Raw genomic sequence first — 19,094 nt, 5'->3', positions numbered from 1 at the left:
CTCCCGTTTCACGTGAAACCTGCCGCCAACCCCACCGCCGTCCATGATCGTGGGTGCCGCAGAATGCACCGGTGACCGAGCGAACTGTGGCCGTGCTGGCCGGCGGGCTGTCCCACGAGCGCGAGGTGTCCCTGCGGTCCGGCCGTCGGCTCGCCGCCGCGCTGCGGGACTCCGGCTTCTCGGTCCGCGAGTGGGACATGGACGGCGCACTCGTCGAGCGCCTGCGCTCCGACCCGCCCGACGCGGTCGCGATCGCCCTGCACGGCGGCGAGGGGGAGAACGGCTCGGTCCAGGCCGTGCTGGAACTCCTCGGCGTCCCGTTCGTCGGCACCCCCGCCCCCGCCTGCCGGCGCGCCTGGGACAAGCCCACCGCCAAGGCCGAGCTCGCCCGCGCCGGGCTGCTGACCCCCGAGTGGGTCGCGCTGCCGCACACGACCTTCCGCGCCCTCGGCGCCCAGGCGGTGCTCGACGCGATGGTCGACCGGCTCGGACTGCCCATGATGGTCAAGCCCGACCAGGGCGGCTCCGCCCTCGGCGCCCAGGTCGTCACCGACCGGGGCGATCTGCCGTCGGCGATGGTCAGCTGCCTCGCCTACGGCCCCGCCGTCCTCGCCGAGCGGTACATCACCGGCACCGAGGTCGCGGTGTCGGTCGTCCACGACGGCGACGAGCCCCGCGCCCTGCCGCCCGTCGAGGTCGACACCGGCGACGGCGCCTACGACTACACCGCCCGCTACACGCCCGGCGGCGCCACCTTCCACTGCCCCGCCCGCCTCGACACCGCCACCCTCGCCGCCCTCGAGGAAACCGCACTCGCCGCCCACCACCTCCTCGGCCTCCGCGACGTCTCCCGCCTGGACGCGGTCGTCGACACCGAGGGCCGGGTGCAGGTGCTGGAGGTCAACGTCTCCCCAGGCCTGACCGAGACCTCCCTCCTGCCGACCGCCGCCGCGGCAGCGGGCACGGACCTCGGCCAGCTCTACGGCGCGATGGTGGAGCGAGCGATCCACCGCGGCTGACCGCCCCTCGTTTCACGTGAAACCACACCCCTGTGGTTCATGCTCCCCCCGGACGAAAGCGGCCCTCGTCCAACCACATCGCACGAAAGCCACTCTCGCCCGCCGAAGTGGCGCGCCAGCGCCACGAGGCGAGGCGGAACAGGAACCGGGCGCGCCGGCGCCCACTCCTCTCCCGAGGCCCCTGCTCGATCAGAGGTCGCCCTCCGCGTAGGAGCCGCCGGAGGCACCGGCCCACCCGCCCGGACATCACCCTGCGCTCAAACATGGCGGGGCGGACGCGCTCTTCACGGAGGCCGGCCTCGCCCGCGAACGTCACTGTCTACAGACGCCTCCGGCCCCGCCCACGGCAAAGGCGCCCCTGCGACAGGGGCGTCCGTGTTGCCTCCGGTGGCGCCTATGCGGCGAGCGACCTCAGCTCAATCAGGGGAAATTCTCCACGGGCGACCGGCCCAGACCCGTCCGCGGGCTTCTGTCGACCAAGAGGGGAGCCGTGGTTCCACGTGGAACCACGACCGGTCAGCCCTCGCGCCCCTCGATCAGCTTCGCGATCCGCTCGAAGTCCTCCGCGGAACCGAACTCCACCACGATCCGTCCCTTGCGCTGGCCGAACTCGACCTTGACGCGGGTCTCGAACGTGTCGGACCAGCGCTCGGCGAGGTCTTCCATGTCGGGGGTCAGGGAGGTCCGCCTGCGGGCCGGGCGGGTGCGGGTGGGGTTCTCCTTGCGGAGCAGGACGACGGCTTCCTCGGTCGCGCGGACCGACATGCCCTCGGCGACGATGCGGGTGGCCAGGTCCTCCTGCTGGCCGGCGTCCTCCAGGCCGAGGAGGGCGCGGGCGTGGCCGGCGGAGAGCACGCCGGCCGCGACGCGGCGCTGCACCGACACCGGCAGCTTGAGGAGCCGGATGGTGTTGGTGACGACCGGGCGGCTGCGGCCGATGCGGTCGGCGAGCTCGGTGTGCGTGACGCCGAACTCGGCCAGCAGCTGCTCGTAGGCGGCGGCCTCGTCGAGGGGGTTGAGCTGGACGCGGTGGATGTTCTCCAGCAGCGCGTCGCGGAGCATCGCGTCGTCGCCGGTGCGGCGGATGATCGCGGGGATGCGGTCGAGGCCGGCGCGCTGCGCGGCGCGCCACCGGCGCTCGCCCATCACCAGCTGGTACGCGCCGGGCACCGTCTCGCGGACGACGATCGGCTGCAGCAGCCCGAACTCGCGGATCGAGTGCTCCAGCTCGGCGAGGGCCTCCTCGTCGAACGCGGTGCGGGGCTGCTTGGGGTTGGGCTGGACCGCGGAGACGCGGATCTCGCGGTACTCGGCGCCCTCCGGCATCGGCTCCAGGGCGACGGACGGCTCGGCCAGCGCCATCGGCCGGTGCGCGGTGGGGCGGTCGAGCGGGCCGGGGCGGGGCGCCAGGTCGACGCCGGCGCCGGCTCCGGCACCCGCGGCCGGTCCGGTGGGGATCAGTGCGGCGAGGCCGCGGCCCAGACCGCCCTTGCTGCGTTCGGCCATCGTCTACCGCCCGTTCCGGTGCCGGGGTGGCTCGTGCGCCGCACCCCGCTCGGCGATCTCCCGGGCGGCGTCGACGTAGCTCATCGACCCGCGCGAGCCGGGGTCGTAGCCGAGCACGGTCTGGCCGAACCCGGGCGCCTCGGACACCTTGACGCTGCGCGGGATGACCGTGCGCAGCACCGTCGGGCCGAAGTGGCTGCGCACCTCGTTGGTGACCTGGTCGGCCAGCTTGGTCCGGCCGTCGTACATGGTCAGCAGGATGGTCGAGACGTCCAACGAGGTGTTCAGGTGCGAGCGCACCAACTCGATGTTGCTGAGCAGTTGGCCCAGCCCTTCCAGCGCGTAGTACTCGCACTGGATCGGGATGAGCACCTCGGCCGCGGCCACGAGGGCGTTGACCGTGAGCAGGCCGAGGGAGGGCGGGCAGTCGATGAAGACGTAGTCGACGCCGACCTCGTCGAGCGCCTGGTCGGAGAGGGCCTGCTTCAGCCGGTTCTCCCTGGCGACCATCGTGACGAGCTCGATCTCGGCGCCGGCCAGGTCGATCGTCGCCGGCACGCAGAACAGGTTCGGCGACGACGTGCTCTGCGCGGCGGCCTCGGACAGCCGGATCTCGCCCAGCAGCACCTCGTAGACCGACGGCGTGCCGACCCGGTGCTCGACGCCGAGCGCGGTGCTGGCGTTGCCCTGCGGGTCGAGGTCGATGACGAGCACGCGGATGCCGTGCATGGCGAGGGCGGCGGCGATGTTGACCGTGCTGGTGGTCTTGCCGACGCCGCCCTTCTGGTTGGCCACGGTCAGGATCCGCCGGTGCCGTGGCCGCGGCATGGCGTGCCGGTCGGGGTGCAGCACCCGGGCCGCACGCTCTGCTTCCTCGGCGATCGGCGTCCACCCCGGTGTTCCACGTGAAACATGGGACGCCTCGTGCTGGCTCACGTTGAACGTCACGCCTGCCCTCTCCTGCGTCGTGGGCCGGCGGGTCGACCGGACCCTCGAACCCTCTCGACGACGACGACTGTGCTGAGGGGCTCGACGGTCCCGGCGCCGCACCGGACGATCCGCGGCTCACCGCCACCTGCGCGCCGTACGGCCGCCGCGTCCCGCTCGACCTCGGCGGCAGCGCTGGCGCCCTTCAGCGCGAGCATCATCCCACCGGAACGCAGCAACGGGACACACCAACTCGCCAGCCGGGCCAACGGAGCGACGGCTCGGGCGGTCACCACGTCGGCCCCCTCCCATCGTCGTCGGACGTCGGGCTCCTCCGCCCGGCCCCGCTCCACCTCGATCTCCAGACCCAGATCGGCGATCACCTCGCGCAGCCAGTCGACGCGACGGGCGAGCGGTTCCAGGAGGACGACGTGCAGATCGGGTCGGGCGATGGCCAACGGTATCCCGGGCAGGCCCGCTCCCGAACCCACATCGACGATCCTCGCGCCGTCCGGCACGATCTCCGCGACCACGGCGCAGTTGAGGACGTGGCGCTCCCACACCCGGGGCGCCTCCCGGGGTCCGATCAGCCCGCGCTCGACCCCGCTGGTGACCAGGTGCTCCGCATAGCGCTGCGCAAGCGAACGCCGGACGCCGAAAACGGCGTCCGGCGTCGGTCCGGCCGGGGTGGCGGGGACGGCGTCGTCAGGCACCGCGGAAGACGACGACCTGGCGCCGCGGCTCCTCGCCCTCGCTCTCGCTGGAGACGCCGCGCACGCGGGCGACCGCGTCGTGCACGACCTTGCGCTCGAACGGCGTCATCGGGCGCAGCCGCACGGACTCGCCGGAGGACAGGACGTCCTTGGCGGTGCGGGTGCCCAGGTCGGTCAGCTCCTCGCGGCGCGCCTGGCGCCACCCCGCGATGTCGAGCATGAGCCGGCTGCGGCTGCCCGACACCTGCTGGACGGCGAGGCGGGTGAGCTCCTGCAGCGCCTCCAGCACGGCGCCGCGGTCGCCGACCAGCTTCTCCAGGTCGTCGCCGCCGTCGATGCTGACGATGGCCCGGCCGGCCTCGACGTCGAGGTCGATGTCGCCGTCGTAGTCGAGGACGTCGAGCAGGCGCTCGAGGTAGTCCCCGGCGATGTCGCCCTCGCGGACCAGCTGGTCCTCGGCACTCATGGCGGGCTTGTCGGTGGTGGGCTTGTCGGTCGCGGGCTTCTCGGCCACGGTCTCGTCGGTGCCCTCGTCCTGTGCGGTCTTCGGCACGATGCTCTCCTCTCCTAACGGTCGCGGCGACGCCGGTCGCCCGGCCGACCGCAGCGGACGCCTCCCGGGGGGCTTCCGCGATGGCTCGTGGGTCAGCGGCGCTTGCGCGGCCGCCGGGCGGGCGGGCGTCCGCCGCCGCGCGCGGAGTCGCCCGCGGGGCCGGACTTGGCCGCACCGTTGGTCGACCCGCCGGCCTTGGGCGTGCTGCCGTTGCTCGACCCGCCGGCCTTGGGCGTGCTGCCGTTGCTCGACCCGCCGGCCTTGGCGGTGCCGGCCGGGCGCACCGGCTTGGCGCCGACGGCCGGCTTGCGGGGAGCGATCGGCTTGGCGCCGGGGGTCTTCGACTTCTCCAGCGGGACAGCGCTCTCCGGGCGGACCGGCTTCTGGCCGGGCTTGGGCGCGCGGGCCTGCTGGGTGGCCGTCTTCTGCTCGGCCTTCTCGCTCTCCTCGGCGTCGATGCGCCGGTACACGACGTACTGCTGGCCGAGCGTCCACAGGTTGTTCGACACCCAGTAGAGCAGCACCGCGAGCGGCAGGAAGGGCGCTCCGACGACGACGCCGATCGGGAAGACGTAGAGCATGAGCTTGTTCATGATCGCGGTCTGCGGGTTCTCGCCCTGGGCCGCGGTCTGGCGCGCGACCGAGTGGCGCGCGGTGATGTGGGTGAAGACGCCCGCCGCGATCATCAGCGGGATCATCACGATGAGCATCGCGGCGATCGAGGTGCCGGCGGCGTTGAGGGCCTCCTCGCCCTGCAGCACCCAGTTGCCCAGCTTCGCGCCGAACAGGCTGGCCCGGTTGAACGACTCGACGCCGTCGAGGCCGAAGAAGTAGTTCTCGGTGCGCGGCGAGCCGTCGTTGTTCAGCGGCCCGAACTCGCGCAGCACGTGGAACAGGCCGATGAACACCGGCACCTGGACGAGCACCGGGAGGCAGCCGGCCACCGGGTTGACGCCGTGCTCCTTCTGGAGCTTCTGCATCTCCTCGGCCTGCTTCTGCCGGTCGTTCGCGTACTTCTTGCGCAGCTTCGCGATCTCCGGCTGGAACTCCTGCATCTTGCGCATGGAGCGGACCTGCGCCACGAACGGCTTGTAGAGGATCAGCCGGAGCGTGAAGACCAGGAACATGACCGACAGGGCCCAGGCGATGCCGCCGCCCCACCCGGTCTCGCCGAACAGGAAGCTGAACGCCTTGTGCCAGACCCAGAGGATGAACGAGACCGGGTAGTAGATGAAGTTCAGCACGGCGCTTGATCCTCCTGGTGGTTCCGGGCCGGGCGGGGACGGCGCGGTGGCACCGGGTCGATGCCCCCAGGGTGCCACGGGTGGCAGCGCAACAACCGCCGTGTGGTGAGCCATGCGCCGCGCAGCGGCCCGTGCACCTGCAGCGCCTCGATGGCGTACTGGCTGCAGGTGGGGTAGAAGCGGCAGGTCGGGGGGAGGGCTGGGGAGATCCAGCGCTGGTAGCCGCGCAGCAGCCCGACCAGCGCCCTGGTCGGCGGCGAGCGCCGCGGGGCCGGCTCAGCCACCGGTCTTCACCGGGGCCCCGGAGAGCTTGCGGCGCGCGGCCCGCAGGCCGGAGTCGAGGTCGTCGGCCAGCTCGGCCGAGGATGCGGTCGCCGACGGCGGCAGCGCGCGGACGACCAGCAGCGCTCCCGGGGGGAGCTGGTCCAACCGGGGTCGGACGAGGTGGCGCAGCCTGCGGGTGACGCGGTGGCGGACCACCGCGTTGCCCACGGCCTTGCTCACGACGAAACCGGCCCGTGGTGCGCCGCCGCCGGTGGGGCGGTCGAGGTGCACCACGAGCCGGGACCGGCCACCACGTCGGCCTCGACGGATGACGGAGGCGAACTCCTCCCGGCGGCGGAGCCGGGAACCGGCCGGCAGCACCGGGAGGGCCGGATCAGGCGGAGAGCTTGTCGCGGCCCTTGCTGCGACGGGCCGCGATGATGGCGCGCCCGGCCCGGGTGCGCATCCGCAGCCGGAAGCCGTGCGTACGGGCCCGGCGGCGGTTGTTCGGCTGGAAGGTGCGCTTGCCCTTGCTCACGGTCGGCTCTCTCCTGCTCGACGGCGGAAGGCTCCGGGGCGTCGAGGATCATCAATCGGGGTCTGGACGGGTGACGCTGTCGTGCTCCTGCGCCCGCCTGCGCGCCACCGTCGGGACAGCCCGACGTGCGGCCGCGCGGACACGGTCCCGACCAGGGTACGCAGGCCCCCGAACAGGGGTCAAACCGCCCCGGACCTCCGCCGCGCCGGTCGACCGCGCCGGTGCTCCTTGTGGGCGACGGGGTGGGTTGTTACCGTGCTCGCTCCACTCGGTGCCGAACCGCGTGGTTCGGGGGAACCGCGAGCGACATCCGGCGGCCGGGCCGCGCGCGAGGCGCGTCGCCCGTCCGCGTACCGTTCTGCGCACAGGTGTGGACAAGTCTGGGGATCGATCCGACCCGTCGGGGGCTCGGGGACTTCGGGGTGGGACGAACCGGAGGGGGTTTCGACCGGTGGCCGACCAACCAGGCGATCTCGGGCAGGTGTGGAACCGGGTCATCGCCGACCTGTCCGGCGCATCGGCCGTGGCGGGCGCCCAGGCGCTGTCCCACCAGCAGCGCGCGTTCCTCCGTCTGACGCGCCCGCTGGGCCTCATCGACGGCACCGCGCTGCTGGCCGCGCCGAGCGAGTTCGCCAAGGACGCCATCGAGCGCATCCTGCGCCGGCCGATCAGCGACGCGCTGGGCCGCCACCTCGGCGTCACGGTCAACCTCGCGGTCGTCGTCGACGCGTCCGCTGCGTCCGGCGGCACCGAGGTCCCCGACCCGCCGGGCTCCGCGCTGCCCCCGCCCGCCGTCGGCCACGCCGACACCAGCCCGCTCGGGCCGCGCCCGGGCGACGACATCCGCCCCGCCGACGCCGCCGCCCTCAGCTACTCGGGCCCGACCACCGGCCCGCTCGCCGTCGTCGAGCCCGATCCCGGGCCGGTGGGGCTGCCCGGCGGCGACGGTCGCGCGCCCGCCGCGTGGGAGCCGCGCCCGGCCCCGCAGGCCAACGAGCAGACCCAGGCGCGCTCGCAGACGCGGCTCAACGAGAAGTACCTCTTCGACACGTTCGTCATCGGCGCCTCCAACCGGTTCAGCCACGCCGCGGCGGTGGCGGTGGCCGAGGCGCCTGCCCGGGCGTACAACCCGCTGTTCATCTGGGGCGAGTCCGGGCTCGGCAAGACCCACCTGCTGCACGCCGTCGGCCACTACACGCAGCGGCTGTTCCCCGGCATGCGCGTGCGGTACGTGTCGACCGAGGAATTCACCAACGACTTCATCAACTCGCTGCGCGACGACCGCAAGGTGGCGTTCCAGCGCCGCTACCGCGACATCGACGTGCTGCTGGTGGACGACATCCAGTTCCTGGAGGGCAAGGAAGGCACCCAGGAGGAGTTCTTCCACACCTTCAACACGCTGCACAACGCGAACAAGCAGATCGTGGTGTCCTCCGACCGGCCGCCCAAGCGGCTGGAGACGCTGGAGGACCGGATGCGCACCCGGTTCGAGTGGGGGCTCATCACCGACATCCAGCCGCCCGAGCTGGAGACCCGGATCGCCATCCTGCGCAAGAAGGCCGCGCAGGACCGCCTCGCGGTCCCGGGCGACGTCCTGGAGTTCATCGCCGAGCGGATCGAGCGCAACATCCGCGAACTGGAGGGCGCGCTGATCCGGGTGACGGCGTTCGCGTCGTTGAACCGGCAGCCGGTCGACACCCAGCTCGCCGAGATCGTGCTGCGCGACCTGATCCCGGACTCGGCCGCCTCGGAGATCACCGCCCCGACGATCATGGCGGTGGTGGCCGAGTTCTTCGGCGTGACGATGGACGAGCTGTGCGGCCCGGGCAAGACGAAGGCGCTCGCGCAGTCCCGCCAGATCGCGATGTACCTGTGCCGCGAGCTGACCGACCTCTCCCTGCCGCGCATCGGCCAGACGTTCGGCGGCCGCGACCACACCACGGTCATGCACGCCGACAAGAAGATCCGCAACGAGATCGCGCAGCGGCGCAAGACGTTCGAGCAGGTGCAGGAGCTCACCGCGCGCATCAAGCAGCGCGCCCGCGGCTGACGTTCCCTCCCCACCGGTCCACGAGAGCCGCTCTCGCCCCGTTCAGGGGTCGGGAGCGGCTCTCGTCGCGTCCGGCCGAGTGCCCGCGCCGGGCGCGCGGCTAGCAGAGGAACGGCGCCACCGACCGCACGCCGCGCCGGGGCGCCCGCTTCCCCATCCCAAGGTGGGCCACGACCGGGCGACCCGCCGACCGCTCGGCGGCGCCGCGACCTCGTTCGTCGCACTGCGTGATCGACGTTCCCGCCGGGTCGTCATCATCCGCGGTCATCGTGCTGACCCAGGGTGTCCGGGCTGTGACGCCTGTGGGTGCGCCGACCGCCGGAAGGCCGGACGAACGGTCGTCGAGCGCCTCCCGACTACGGGTTGTCCACCCACATCTGGGGACAACTCTGTGGATGCCGGTGGCGGGGGCTGAGGAAGGATCGTGTACGGATCGTGGACAACCGGTGTCCAACTCGGGGACGGGTGGGGGCGGCCGGCGTCCATCCACCATCCACAGGAGCTGCCCACCGACCCACCCACGGGGCTGTCCACAGCCCGCCGCGCCGTCCGACCAGCCGCGACCCGCTCCATCCCCACCATCCACAGGTGTGAGTACTACTGCGGTAGATCTCTTCCTCTTGAACTACGAAGAAGAACAACGGCGTGGATGGATCGAGGAGGCCCCGGTCGGGGCCGCCACCGAGGGGTAAGCCGGGATGACACCCGCCGCCGGGAGGCTCTACGGTGGGCACCCGGCCCGGGGCGTCCCGGGCGAACCCACCGCGGTGCACGGACGCCGGCGGACGGCTCCCGGCCGACCGGCCGTCCCCACGACGCACCGCAGGCGCGAGAGGTCCCCCATGAAGTTCCGGGTCGAACGCGACGTACTGGCCGACGCGGCGGCATGGGTGGCGCGCAGCCTTCCGGCCCGCCCGCCCGTCCCGGTGCTCGGTGGCGTCCTCATCGACGCCACCACCGGACCGGACGGCGACCGGCTCACGGTGTCCGGCTTCGACTACGAGACCTCGGCCCGGGTCGAGCTGGACGCGACGATCGGCGACCCCGGCCGCGTGCTGGTGTCCGGGCGGCTGCTCGCCGACATCACCCGCGCCCTGCCGTCCAAGCCCGTCGACCTGGTCGTCGACGGCTCCCGCGCCACGATCAACTGCGGCAGCAGCCGGTTCAGCCTGCCGACGATGCCGGTCGAGGACTACCCGCAACTGCCGGCGATGCCGCAGCTCGCCGGGTCGGTCGCGGCCGACGTGCTGGCCCAGGCGGTGTCGCAGGTGGCGGTGGCCGCCGGCCGCGACGACACGCTGCCGATGCTCACCGGCATCCGGCTGGAGATCGAGGGCTCCCGGCTCACCCTCGCCGCGACCGACCGGTTCCGGCTGGCGGTCCGCGAGCTCGAATGGACCCCCGAGGACGACACCAGCAGCGCCGTGCTGATCCCGGCGCGCACGCTCGCCGAGGTCGCCAAGACGCTGTCCGGCGCCGGCACGGTGGAGATCGCACTGTCCGCGGGCGACGGCATGCTCGGCGTCACCGGCGGCGGCCGGCGCGCCACCACCCGGCTGCTCGACGCGGAGTTCCCGCGCTTCCGCCAGCTGATCCCGGCCGAGCACACCAGCGCCGCGGTCATCGAGGTCGCGCCGCTGGTCGAGGCGATCAAGCGCGTCGCGCTGGTCACCGACCGGGTCGCGCAGGTCCGCATGGAGTTCGGCGAGGACGGGCTGCGCCTGGCCGCGGGCGGCGACGACGTCGGCAGCGCCGAGGAGGAGTTGCGCTGCGAGTTCGAGGGCGCGGGGCTGACCATCGCGTTCAACCCCGGGTACCTGCTCGACGCGCTCGGCGCCCTGCACACCGACCGCGCCCAGCTGACGTTCACCACGCCGAACCGCCCGGCACTGGTCCGCCCGGTGCCGGCGCCCCCCGCGGAGACCGACGACGGCGCCGAGCCCGCCGCGGACGCCGCCGAGCCCGTCCCGGGGTACCTCCACCTGCTGATGCCGGTGCGCCTGCCCGGCTGATCCGAGTCCGCACGGGGTAGAAACCCTCCGGACAGCGGCCGCAGCGACACGACACAGGGGAGTACAGCCGTGCAACTCGGACTCATCGGGCTGGGCAGGATGGGCGGGAACATGCGCGACCGCCTGCGCAGCGCGGGCCACGAGGTCGTCGGGTACGACCCGCGGCCGGAGGTCACCGACGTCGAATCGCTCGAGGCCCTCGCCCAGGCGCTGACGGCGCCGCGGGTGGTGTGGGTGATGGTGCCCTCGGGGGAGGTCACCCGGAGCACGGTCCGCGCGCTCGCCGACGTGCTGGAGCCGGGCGACCTGGTGATCGACGGTGGCAACTCGCGCTACACCGACGACGGCCCCAACGCCGCCCTGCTCGACGAGAAGGGGATCCGCTACCTCGACTGCGGGGTCTCCGGCGGGATCTGGGGCAAGGACAACGGCTACGGGCTGATGGCCGGGGGCGCCGCCGAGGACGTCGAGCGGGCCATGCCGATCTTCGACGCGCTGCGCCCGGAGGGGCCGCGCGAGGAGGGCTTCGCGCACGCCGGCCCGGTCGGCGCGGGGCACTTCTCGAAGATGGTGCACAACGGCATCGAGTACGGCCTGATGCAGGCCTACGCCGAGGGCTTCGAGCTGCTGACGGCGGCCGATCTGGTCACCGACGTGCCGGCGGTGCTGCAGGCCTGGTCGCGCGGCACGGTCGTGCGCTCGTGGCTGCTCGACCTGATGGTCATCGCGCTCAAGGACGACCCGGGCCTGGCCAAGCTCGACGACTACGTCGACGACTCCGGCGAGGGCCGGTGGACGATCGAGGAGGCGATCACCCACGCGGTGCCGCTGCCGGTGATCTCCGCGGCGCTGTTCGCCCGGTTCGCCTCCCGCCAGGACTCCTCGCCCGCGATGCGCGCGGTTGCCGCGCTGCGCCAGCAGTTCGGCGGGCACGCGGTGCGCTCCGCGGCCGGGCCGTCCGGGGTGCCGGGCGAGCACGCCGGTCCGAGCTCGGGCACCGGGTCCACCCAGGAGTAGGGGAGGCCCGCATGCACCTGCGACGCCTGTCGGTCACCGACTTCCGGTCGTGGCCGCAGGCCGAGCTGGAGCTGGGGCCCGGGGTCACGGTGCTGGTCGGGCCGAACGGGGTGGGCAAGACCAACCTCGTGGAGGCGGTCGGCTACCTGGCCACGCTCGGCTCGCACCGGGTCGCCACCGACGCCCCGCTGATCCGGCGGGGCGCGGAGCGCGCGGTCGTGCGCTGCCAGGTGGTGCACCACGGGCGCGAGCTGGGCGTCGAGCTGGAGATCAACAACGGCCGGCCGAACCGGGCCCGGATCAACCGCGCTGCCGCCGCCCGGCCCCGCGACGTGCTGGGCATCCTGCGCACCGTGCTGTTCGCACCCGAGGACCTGGCGCTCGTGCGCGGCGACCCGGGGGAGCGCCGGCGCTTCCTGGACGACCTGCTGGTCACCCGGTTCCCGCGCTATGCCGCCGTGCGCGCCGACTACGAGCGCGTGCTCAAGCAGCGCTCGGCGCTGCTGAAGAGCGCGCGCGGCGGCGGCGACCTGCGCACCCTGGACGTGTGGGACGGCCACCTCGCCGCGCACGGCTCGGCGCTGCTGGCCGGCCGCCTGCAGCTGGTGACGGCGCTGGCGCCGCTGGCCACGACCGCGTTCGCGGAGGTCGCGCCCACGTCGGAGGAGGTCGCGCTCGGGTACCGGTCGAACCTCGACCCGGGCGCGGAGCCCGGTGCGGTCAGCGGACTCCCGGCGGCCGCCCCCGAGCTGGAGGCGCTGCTGCTGGAGGCGCTGGGGCGGATGCGCCGCCAGGAGGTCGAGCGCGGGGTGTGCCTGGTCGGGCCGCACCGCGACGACCTCGACCTGCGCCTGGGCGAGGGGCCGGCCAAGGGCTACGCCAGCCACGGCGAGTCGTGGGCGCTGGCGCTGGCCCTGCGGCTGGCCTCCTACCGGCTGCTGTGCGCCGACGACGTCGAGCCGGTGCTGATCCTCGACGACGTCTTCGCCGAGCTCGACACCCGGCGCAGGCGGGCGCTGGCCGACGTGGCCGCGCGCGCCGAGCAGGTGCTGATCACCGCAGCGGTGGCCGAGGACGTGCCGGACGGACTGGTGGGCGTCAGGTTTGCGGTGAGTGACGGCACGGTCGAGCCGCTTCCGCAAGAGGCCACGTCAGGGCGTCCACTGTGATGCCGCGCACCTGGGGACAAGGTTGTGGATACTGTGGATAACTTCCCCCGACCTGGTGATGACGAGCGGAAACGACCGCCCGCCGTACCCCGGGAACCGTCCGGCGCGGCCGCTGACGGGCCGGTTGTCCCCACCCCTGGGGACAACTCGGGGACAACCGCTCGGCGCGGGGCCGATCTCGCGCGCGATGCGTTACGCGCTGCGAGGGAGGCCTCGGCGAAACGCGCGTCCCAGCGCTCCGCCGAGCAGGAAGGCAGGCGCCCGGTCAAACCGCGCGGCCGGCGGCGCCGGTGGTCGGGCCCCGGGCCGGACGACCGCGACCCGCAGCCCTTCGGCCGGCTGCTGTCGCGGGTTTCGCTGGACCGCGGCTGGTCGCCGCGGCTGACCGACGCCACCGTGCTGAGCCGGTGGCCGCAGCTGGTCGGCGCGGAGATCGCCGACCACTGCACCCCGGTGTCGCTGCACGACGGCGAGCTGGTGCTGCAGGCCGAGTCCACCGCGTGGGCGACCCAGCTGCGCACGCTGCAGCGCCAGATGCTGGGCCGGATCGCGGCCGGCGTCGGGCGCGACGTGGTCAAGCGCATCCGGGTCGTCGGGCCGTCCGGCCCGAGCTGGCGGCACGGACCGCGCACCGTGCGCGGCCGTGGGCCGCGCGACACCTACGGCTGAGGTGCCGGGTGCCCGAATCCTCCGGAGGCCGAATCAGGGCGGCGTGACGGCGCCGCAGGCCGTTCCAGCCCCCCGTCCGGCCGTGGGGACTCGTCCCCGTTCGGGAACGGAGTCCTGAGGCGCTCCTGGGCGGGTCCTAGCCGGCATTCTGTCCGACCGCCCCGGTATGATGGAGCCATGTTCACGGGCGCTCCCCGATCGCCCGGTCGACAGGTCCTGGATCCGGACGGTGCTCCCGCGCGCCGCACCGGCCTGCGGGGCCCTTGTGGCGAGGAGACGCACCACCAGTGCCGGAGAAGAAGAACAACTACAGTGCTTCGTCGATCACCGTGCTGGAGGGCCTGGAGGCCGTCCGCAAGCGTCCCGGCATGTACATCGGCTCCACCGGAGAGCGGGGTCTGCACCACCTGATCTGGGAGGTCGTGGACAACGCCGTCGACGAGGCGATGGCCGGCTACGCCACCCGCGTCGAGGTCGTGCTGCAGGAGGACGGCGCCGTCTCCGTCACCGACGACGGCCGCGGCATCCCGGTCGGCATGCACCCGGTGGAGAAGAAGCCCGCCGTCGAGATGGTGCTGACCATGCTGCACGCGGGCGGCAAGTTCGACAGCGACTCCTACGCGGTGTCCGGCGGCCTGCACGGCGTCGGCGTCTCGGTCGTCAACGCCCTCTCCACCGCGCTCGACGTGGAGATCCACACCGACGGTTTCGTGTGGCGCCAGCACTACGCGCGCTCCATTCCCGGACCGCTGCGCAAGGGCGAGCCGACCAAGCGCACCGGTTCCACGGTCACCTACTGGGCCGACGGCGACATCTTCGAGACGCTGACCTACAACATCGAGACGATCCGCCGCCGGCTGCAGGAGATGGCGTTCCTGAACAAGGGGCTGACCATCATCCTGCGCGACGAGCGCAACGGCGATTCCGCGAGCCCCGACGCCGAGGAGCCCGACGCCGAGGGATTCGTCGCGAAGGTCAAGGAGCACGTCTTCCACTACCCGAACGGGCTCGAGGACTTCGTCGCGCACCTGAACAAGTCCAAGGACCCGATCCACAAGAAGCTCGTCGCCTACAACGCCGAGGCCGAGGGCCACGCGGTCGAGGTCGCGATGCAGTGGAACTCCGGCTACACCGAGTCGGTCTACACGTTCGCCAACACGATCAACACGCACGAGGGCGGCACCCACGAGGAGGGCTTCCGCGCCGCGCTGACCACCACGGTCAACCGCTACGCGCGGGAGAAGAAGCTCATCAAGGACAAGGACCCGGCGCTCTCGGGCGACGACATCCGCGAGGGGCTCGCGGCCATCGTCTCGGTCAAGGTCAAGGAGCCGCAGTTCGAGGGCCAGACCAAGACCAAGCTGGGCAACACCGAGATCAAGTCGTTCGTGCAGCGGGTCAGCAACGAGTGGCTGGCCGACTGGTTCGAGCGCAACCCCACCGAGGCCAAGACGATCGTCAACAAGGCGGTCTCCTCGGCGCAGGCCCGACTGGCCGCGCGCAAGGCGCGCGAGTTGGTGCGCCGCAAGAGCGCGGGCGACATCGGCGGCCTGCCCGGCAAGCTGGCCGACTGCCGCTCGACCGACCCGACGAAGTCCGAGGTCTACATCGTCGAGGGCGACTCGGCCGGCGGCTCGGCCAAGTCCGGCCGCGACTCGATGTACCAGGCGATCCTGCCGATCCGCGGCAAGATCATCAACGTCGAGAAGGCCCGGATCGACCGCGTCCTGAAGAACACCGAGGTCCAGTCGATCATCACCGCGCTGGGCACCGGCATCCACGACGAGTTCGACCTGGCCAAGCTGCGCTACCACAAGATCGTGCTGATGGCCGACGCCGACGTCGACGGCCAGCACATCCGCACCCTGCTGCTCACCCTGCTGTTCCGCTTCATGCGCCCGCTGATCGAGGCCGGGCACGTCTACCTGGCGCAGCCGCCGCTCTACAAGATCAAGTGGGGTGGCCGGGGCAGCGAGCCGGAGTTCGCCTACACCGACCGCGAGCTGCAGGGCCTGCTGCAGGCCGGGCGCGAGGCCGGCAAGAAGATCCCGAAGGACGAGGGCATCCAGCGCTACAAGGGCCTGGGCGAGATGAACGCGAAGGAGCTGTGGGAGACCACGATGGACCCGGCCCACCGGATCCTGCTGCAGGTCACGCTCGACGACGCGGCCACCGCCGACGAGCTGTTCTCCATCCTCATGGGCGAGGACGTCGAGTCCCGCCGCTCCTTCATCACCCGCAACGCCAAGGACGTGCGGTTCCTGGACGTGTAGCGGCCGCCCGCCGCTGACGCCCACCGCAGGTTCCGCACGAGAGAAGGACGATGACCGACACCCTGGACCCCACGCTGCCACCCGGTCCCCCCGCCGGCGGCGGCGGCCACGACCGGACCGAGCCGGTCGACATCCAGCAGGAGATGCAGCGCTCCTACATCGAGTACGCGATGAGCGTGATCGTCGGCCGGGCGCTGCCGCTGGTCGAGGACGGGCTCAAGCCGGTGCACCGGCGGGTGCTGTACTCGATGGGGGAGAACGGCTTCCGTCCCGACCGCAGCTACGTCAAGTGCGCCCGCGTCGTCGGCGAGGTCATGGGGAACTACCACCCCCACGGCGACACCTCGATCTACGACGCGCTCGTGCGGCTGGCCCAGCCGTGGTCGATGCGCTACCCGCTGATCGACGGCCAGGGCAACTTCGGCTCACGCGGCAATGACCCCGCTGCCGCAATGCGTTACACCGAATGCCGTCTCTCGCCGCTGGCGATGGCGATGCTGCAGGACATCGACGAGGACACCGTCGACTTCAGCGACAACTACGACGGCAAGGCCCAGGAGCCCGACGTCCTGCCGTCGCGGGTGCCCAACCTGCTCATCAACGGCAGCGCCGGCATCGCCGTCGGCATGGCCACCAACATCCCGCCGCACAACCTGCGCGAGGTCGGCGCCGGCGTGGTGTGGGCGCTGGAGAACTGGGAGGCCACCGACGAGGAGCTGCTGGCCGCGCTCATGGAGCGCATCAAGGGACCGGACTTCCCGACCGCCGGCCTGATCGTCGGCCGCGACGGGATCGAGCAGGCCTACCGCACCGGCCGCGGCTCGGTGCGGATGCGCGCGGTGGTGGAGGTCGAGGAGGACGCCAAGGGGCGCACCATCCTGGTCGTCACCGAGCTGCCCTACCAGGTCAACCCGGACAACCTCATCGAGTCGATCGCGAGCCAGCACCGCGACGGCAAGCTGTCCGGCATCTCCGAGATCAACGACGAGTCCTCCGACCGCGTCGGCATGCGGATCGTCATCACGCTCAAGCGCGACGCGGTCGCCAAGGTCGTGCTGAACAACCTGTTCAAGCACACCCAGCTGCAGCAGGGCTTCGGCGTCAACATGCTGGCGATCGTCGACGGCGTGCCCCGCACGCTGCGGCTGGACCAGATGGTCCGGCACTACGTCCGGCACCAGATCGACGTCATCGTCCGGCGCACCCGCTACCGGCTGCGCAAGGCCGAGGAGCGGGCCCACCTCCTGCGCGGGTACGTCAAGGCGCTCGACGCGCTCGACGAGGTCATCGCGCTGATCCGCGCCTCGGCCTCCAACGAGGCGGCCAAGAACGGCCTGATGCAGCTGCTCGACGTCGACGAGATCCAGGCGCAGGCCATCCTCGACCTGCAGCTGCGCCGGCTCACCGCGATGGAGCGCCAGAAGATCATCGACGAGCTGGCCGAGATCGAGCGCACCATCGCCGACCTGCAGGACATCCTGGCCCGCCCGGAGCGGCAGCGGACGATCGTCCGCGACGAGCTCACCGAGATCGTCGAGAAGCACGGCGACGACCGCCGCACCGTGATCGTCGCCGACGACGGCGACGTCACCAACGAGGACCTCATCGCCGTCGAGGACGTGGTCGTGACGATCACCCAGACCGGCTACGCGAAGCGCACGAAGACCGACCTCTACCGGGCGCAGAAGCGCGGCGGCAAGGGCGTGCAGGGCGCGACGCTGAAGCAGGACGACATCGTCGCGCACTTCTTCGTCTGCTCCACGCACGACTGGATGCTGTTCTTCACCAACAAGGGCCGGGTCTACCGGCTCAAGGCCTACGAGCTGCCGGAGGCCAACCGCAGCGCCCGCGGCCAGCACCTGGCCAACCTGCTGGCGTTCCAGCCCGACGAGCACGTCGCCCAGGTCATGCAGATCAAGGACTACCAGGCCGCACCGTATCTCGTCCTGGCGACGAGAACCGGTCTGGTGAAGAAGTCCCGGCTGACCGACTTCGACTCGCCCCGCTCCGGTGGCCTGATCGGCATCAACCTCCGCGACGACGACGAGCTCGTCGGCGCCGTGCTCTGCGGCCCGGAGGACGACCTGCTGCTGGTCTCGGCGGAGGGCCAGTCGATCCGGTTCACCGCGAGCGACGAGGTACTGCGCCCGATGGGCCGGGCCACCTCCGGCGTGCTGGGCATGCGGTTCAACACCGGCGACCGGCTGCTGTCGCTCGGCGTGGTGCAGCCCGAGACCTACGTCCTGGTCGCGACGGCGGGCGGGTACGCCAAGCGCACGCCGATCGAGGACTACCCGGTCCAGGGCCGCGGCGGCAAGGGGGTTCTGACTCTCCAGTACGACAGGCGACGTGGCACCCTGGTCGGCGCGCTCATCGTCGGCCTCGACGACGAGCTCTACGCGATCACCTCGACCGGCGGGGTGATCCGGACGTCGGCCCGCGAAGTGCGCAAGGCCGGCCGGCAGACCAAGGGGGTCCGGCTGATGAACCTCGGCGAGAGCGCCACGCTGTTGGCGGTCGCCCGCAATGCCGAGGACGACGCCGAGGACCCCGAGCTGCGCAGCTGACCGGCGCGCGCGCCGCCGCTCGAACAACCACAGCCCACGCCCCGAGGAGACGTTCACCTCGTGAACGACAAGACCGACACCCCGGACCAGCCCGACCGCAGCGGCTCGGTCGCCACCGGCGACCAGCAGTCGGGTCAGGATCCGGCGACGCCGAACCCGGGCAACGGCGCCGGGCCCGCGCCGTCCGCCGCCGGTAAGGACGCGTCGGCACCTTCGCGGGGTGGTCCCGCCGACGGCTCCGGCGGGGCCGTGCGCCCGGACCAGGCGACCAAGCAGGTCGCCACCCCCGGCAAGGCGGAGGGCGCGGGCGACAAGCCCGCCCCGAAGCCGTCGCCGGGGCCGGGGTCGACGGCGGACAAGACCGAGAAGGCGCAGGCCAAGGCCGAGCCGGGGCTGTTCGAGAAGCCCAAGGTCGAGGGGGCCGACGCCCCCACGGCCCGCATCCGGCTCCCCGAGGGCAAGGGCAACGGGGCGACCGCCCGCCCGGCCGCGGCGGAGGCGGCGCCCAAGCCGGCGCCCAAGCCGGCGCCCAATCCGACGCCGGCGCCGGCCGGGAAGCCGGCGTCGAAGCCG

Annotated in this window: 16 protein-coding genes and 1 pseudogene; 9 read left to right on the top strand and 8 right to left on the bottom strand. The window is 72.5% G+C overall.

Annotated features, from left to right (window positions below):
- Positions 1-71 precede the first annotated feature (71 nt).
- The gene (locus tag KIK08_RS20235; protein WP_214404769.1) at positions 72-1,019 is read left to right on the top strand and encodes a D-alanine--D-alanine ligase family protein; all 948 of its coding nucleotides are present in this window, start codon (positions 72-74) and stop codon (positions 1,017-1,019) included.
- Between the two features lie 516 nt (positions 1,020-1,535).
- On the opposite strand, the gene KIK08_RS20230 is transcribed toward KIK08_RS20235, so the two are convergent.
- The 8 genes from KIK08_RS20230 to rpmH form a co-directional block, all read right to left on the bottom strand.
- The gene (locus KIK08_RS20230; protein ID WP_214404768.1) at positions 1,536-2,525 is read right to left on the bottom strand and encodes a ParB/RepB/Spo0J family partition protein; all 990 of its coding nucleotides are present in this window, start codon (positions 2,523-2,525) and stop codon (positions 1,536-1,538) included.
- 3 nt (positions 2,526-2,528) lie between these two features.
- Positions 2,529-3,461, bottom strand: a complete 933-nt coding sequence (locus KIK08_RS20225) for a ParA family protein (RefSeq protein ID WP_308257755.1) — start codon at positions 3,459-3,461, stop codon at positions 2,529-2,531.
- Between the two features lie 8 nt (positions 3,462-3,469).
- Positions 3,470-4,165, bottom strand: coding sequence for a 16S rRNA (guanine(527)-N(7))-methyltransferase RsmG (gene rsmG, locus KIK08_RS20220; protein WP_214404767.1), 696 nt, complete (start codon positions 4,163-4,165; stop codon positions 3,470-3,472).
- On the bottom strand, positions 4,158-4,679 hold the full coding sequence (locus KIK08_RS20215) for a Jag family protein (protein ID WP_408004697.1): 522 nt from the start codon (positions 4,677-4,679) through the stop codon (positions 4,158-4,160). Before KIK08_RS20215 ends, rsmG begins: the two co-directional genes overlap by 8 nt.
- Before the next feature lie 131 nt (positions 4,680-4,810).
- Positions 4,811-5,962, bottom strand: coding sequence for a membrane protein insertase YidC (yidC, locus tag KIK08_RS20210; RefSeq protein ID WP_214404766.1), 1,152 nt, complete (start codon positions 5,960-5,962; stop codon positions 4,811-4,813).
- Positions 5,956-6,246, bottom strand: a complete 291-nt coding sequence (gene yidD, locus KIK08_RS20205; protein WP_214404765.1) for a membrane protein insertion efficiency factor YidD — start codon at positions 6,244-6,246, stop codon at positions 5,956-5,958. Before yidD ends, yidC begins: the two co-directional genes overlap by 7 nt.
- The gene (rnpA, locus tag KIK08_RS20200; RefSeq protein ID WP_214404764.1) at positions 6,239-6,607 is read right to left on the bottom strand and encodes a ribonuclease P protein component; all 369 of its coding nucleotides are present in this window, start codon (positions 6,605-6,607) and stop codon (positions 6,239-6,241) included. The genes yidD and rnpA overlap by 8 nt, the downstream gene beginning before the upstream one ends.
- 13 nt (positions 6,608-6,620) lie before the next feature.
- Entirely contained in the window at positions 6,621-6,764 is a 144-nt protein-coding gene (gene rpmH, locus KIK08_RS20195) for a 50S ribosomal protein L34 (RefSeq protein ID WP_214404763.1), read from the bottom strand.
- Positions 6,765-7,245: 481 nt separating this feature from the next.
- Between rpmH and dnaA the strand changes: the two genes are divergently transcribed.
- From dnaA to KIK08_RS20155, 8 genes and pseudogenes are all read left to right on the top strand, one after another.
- Complete coding sequence (gene dnaA, locus KIK08_RS20190; RefSeq protein ID WP_408004696.1) at positions 7,246-8,814, top strand: chromosomal replication initiator protein DnaA; 1,569 nt, start codon at positions 7,246-7,248, stop codon at positions 8,812-8,814.
- Between the two features lie 842 nt (positions 8,815-9,656).
- Positions 9,657-10,826, top strand: coding sequence for a DNA polymerase III subunit beta (dnaN, locus tag KIK08_RS20185; RefSeq protein WP_214404761.1), 1,170 nt, complete (start codon positions 9,657-9,659; stop codon positions 10,824-10,826).
- 69 nt (positions 10,827-10,895) lie between these two features.
- Positions 10,896-11,843, top strand: a complete 948-nt coding sequence (gene gnd / locus KIK08_RS20180) for a phosphogluconate dehydrogenase (NAD(+)-dependent, decarboxylating) (RefSeq protein ID WP_214404760.1) — start codon at positions 10,896-10,898, stop codon at positions 11,841-11,843.
- Between the two features lie 11 nt (positions 11,844-11,854).
- Positions 11,855-13,012, top strand: a complete 1,158-nt coding sequence (gene recF / locus KIK08_RS20175) for a DNA replication/repair protein RecF (RefSeq protein WP_214404759.1) — start codon at positions 11,855-11,857, stop codon at positions 13,010-13,012.
- Positions 13,013-13,036: 24 nt separating this feature from the next.
- Positions 13,037-13,681 (top strand): DciA family protein, encoded by a 645-nt coding sequence (locus KIK08_RS20170; RefSeq protein WP_408004695.1) that lies wholly within the window; start codon positions 13,037-13,039, stop codon positions 13,679-13,681.
- Between the two features lie 287 nt (positions 13,682-13,968).
- Positions 13,969-15,954 carry a DNA topoisomerase (ATP-hydrolyzing) subunit B gene (gyrB, locus tag KIK08_RS20165; RefSeq protein WP_214404758.1) on the top strand — a complete coding sequence of 662 codons (1,986 nt, stop codon included), beginning with the start codon at positions 13,969-13,971 and terminating at the stop codon, positions 15,952-15,954.
- 50 nt (positions 15,955-16,004) lie between these two features.
- Positions 16,005-18,521 (top strand): DNA gyrase subunit A, encoded by a 2,517-nt coding sequence (gene gyrA / locus KIK08_RS20160; protein ID WP_214404757.1) that lies wholly within the window; start codon positions 16,005-16,007, stop codon positions 18,519-18,521.
- A gap of 60 nt (positions 18,522-18,581) precedes the next feature.
- Positions 18,582-19,094: pseudogene (locus tag KIK08_RS20155) on the top strand (hypothetical protein); the annotation flags it as partial.

The organism is Pseudonocardia lacus, from assembly GCF_018531445.1.
Lineage (GTDB): Bacteria > Actinomycetota > Actinomycetes > Mycobacteriales > Pseudonocardiaceae > Pseudonocardia > Pseudonocardia lacus.
The sequence above is the reverse complement of the archived record's forward strand: the minus strand, read 5'-3'. Positions and strand labels throughout refer to the sequence as shown.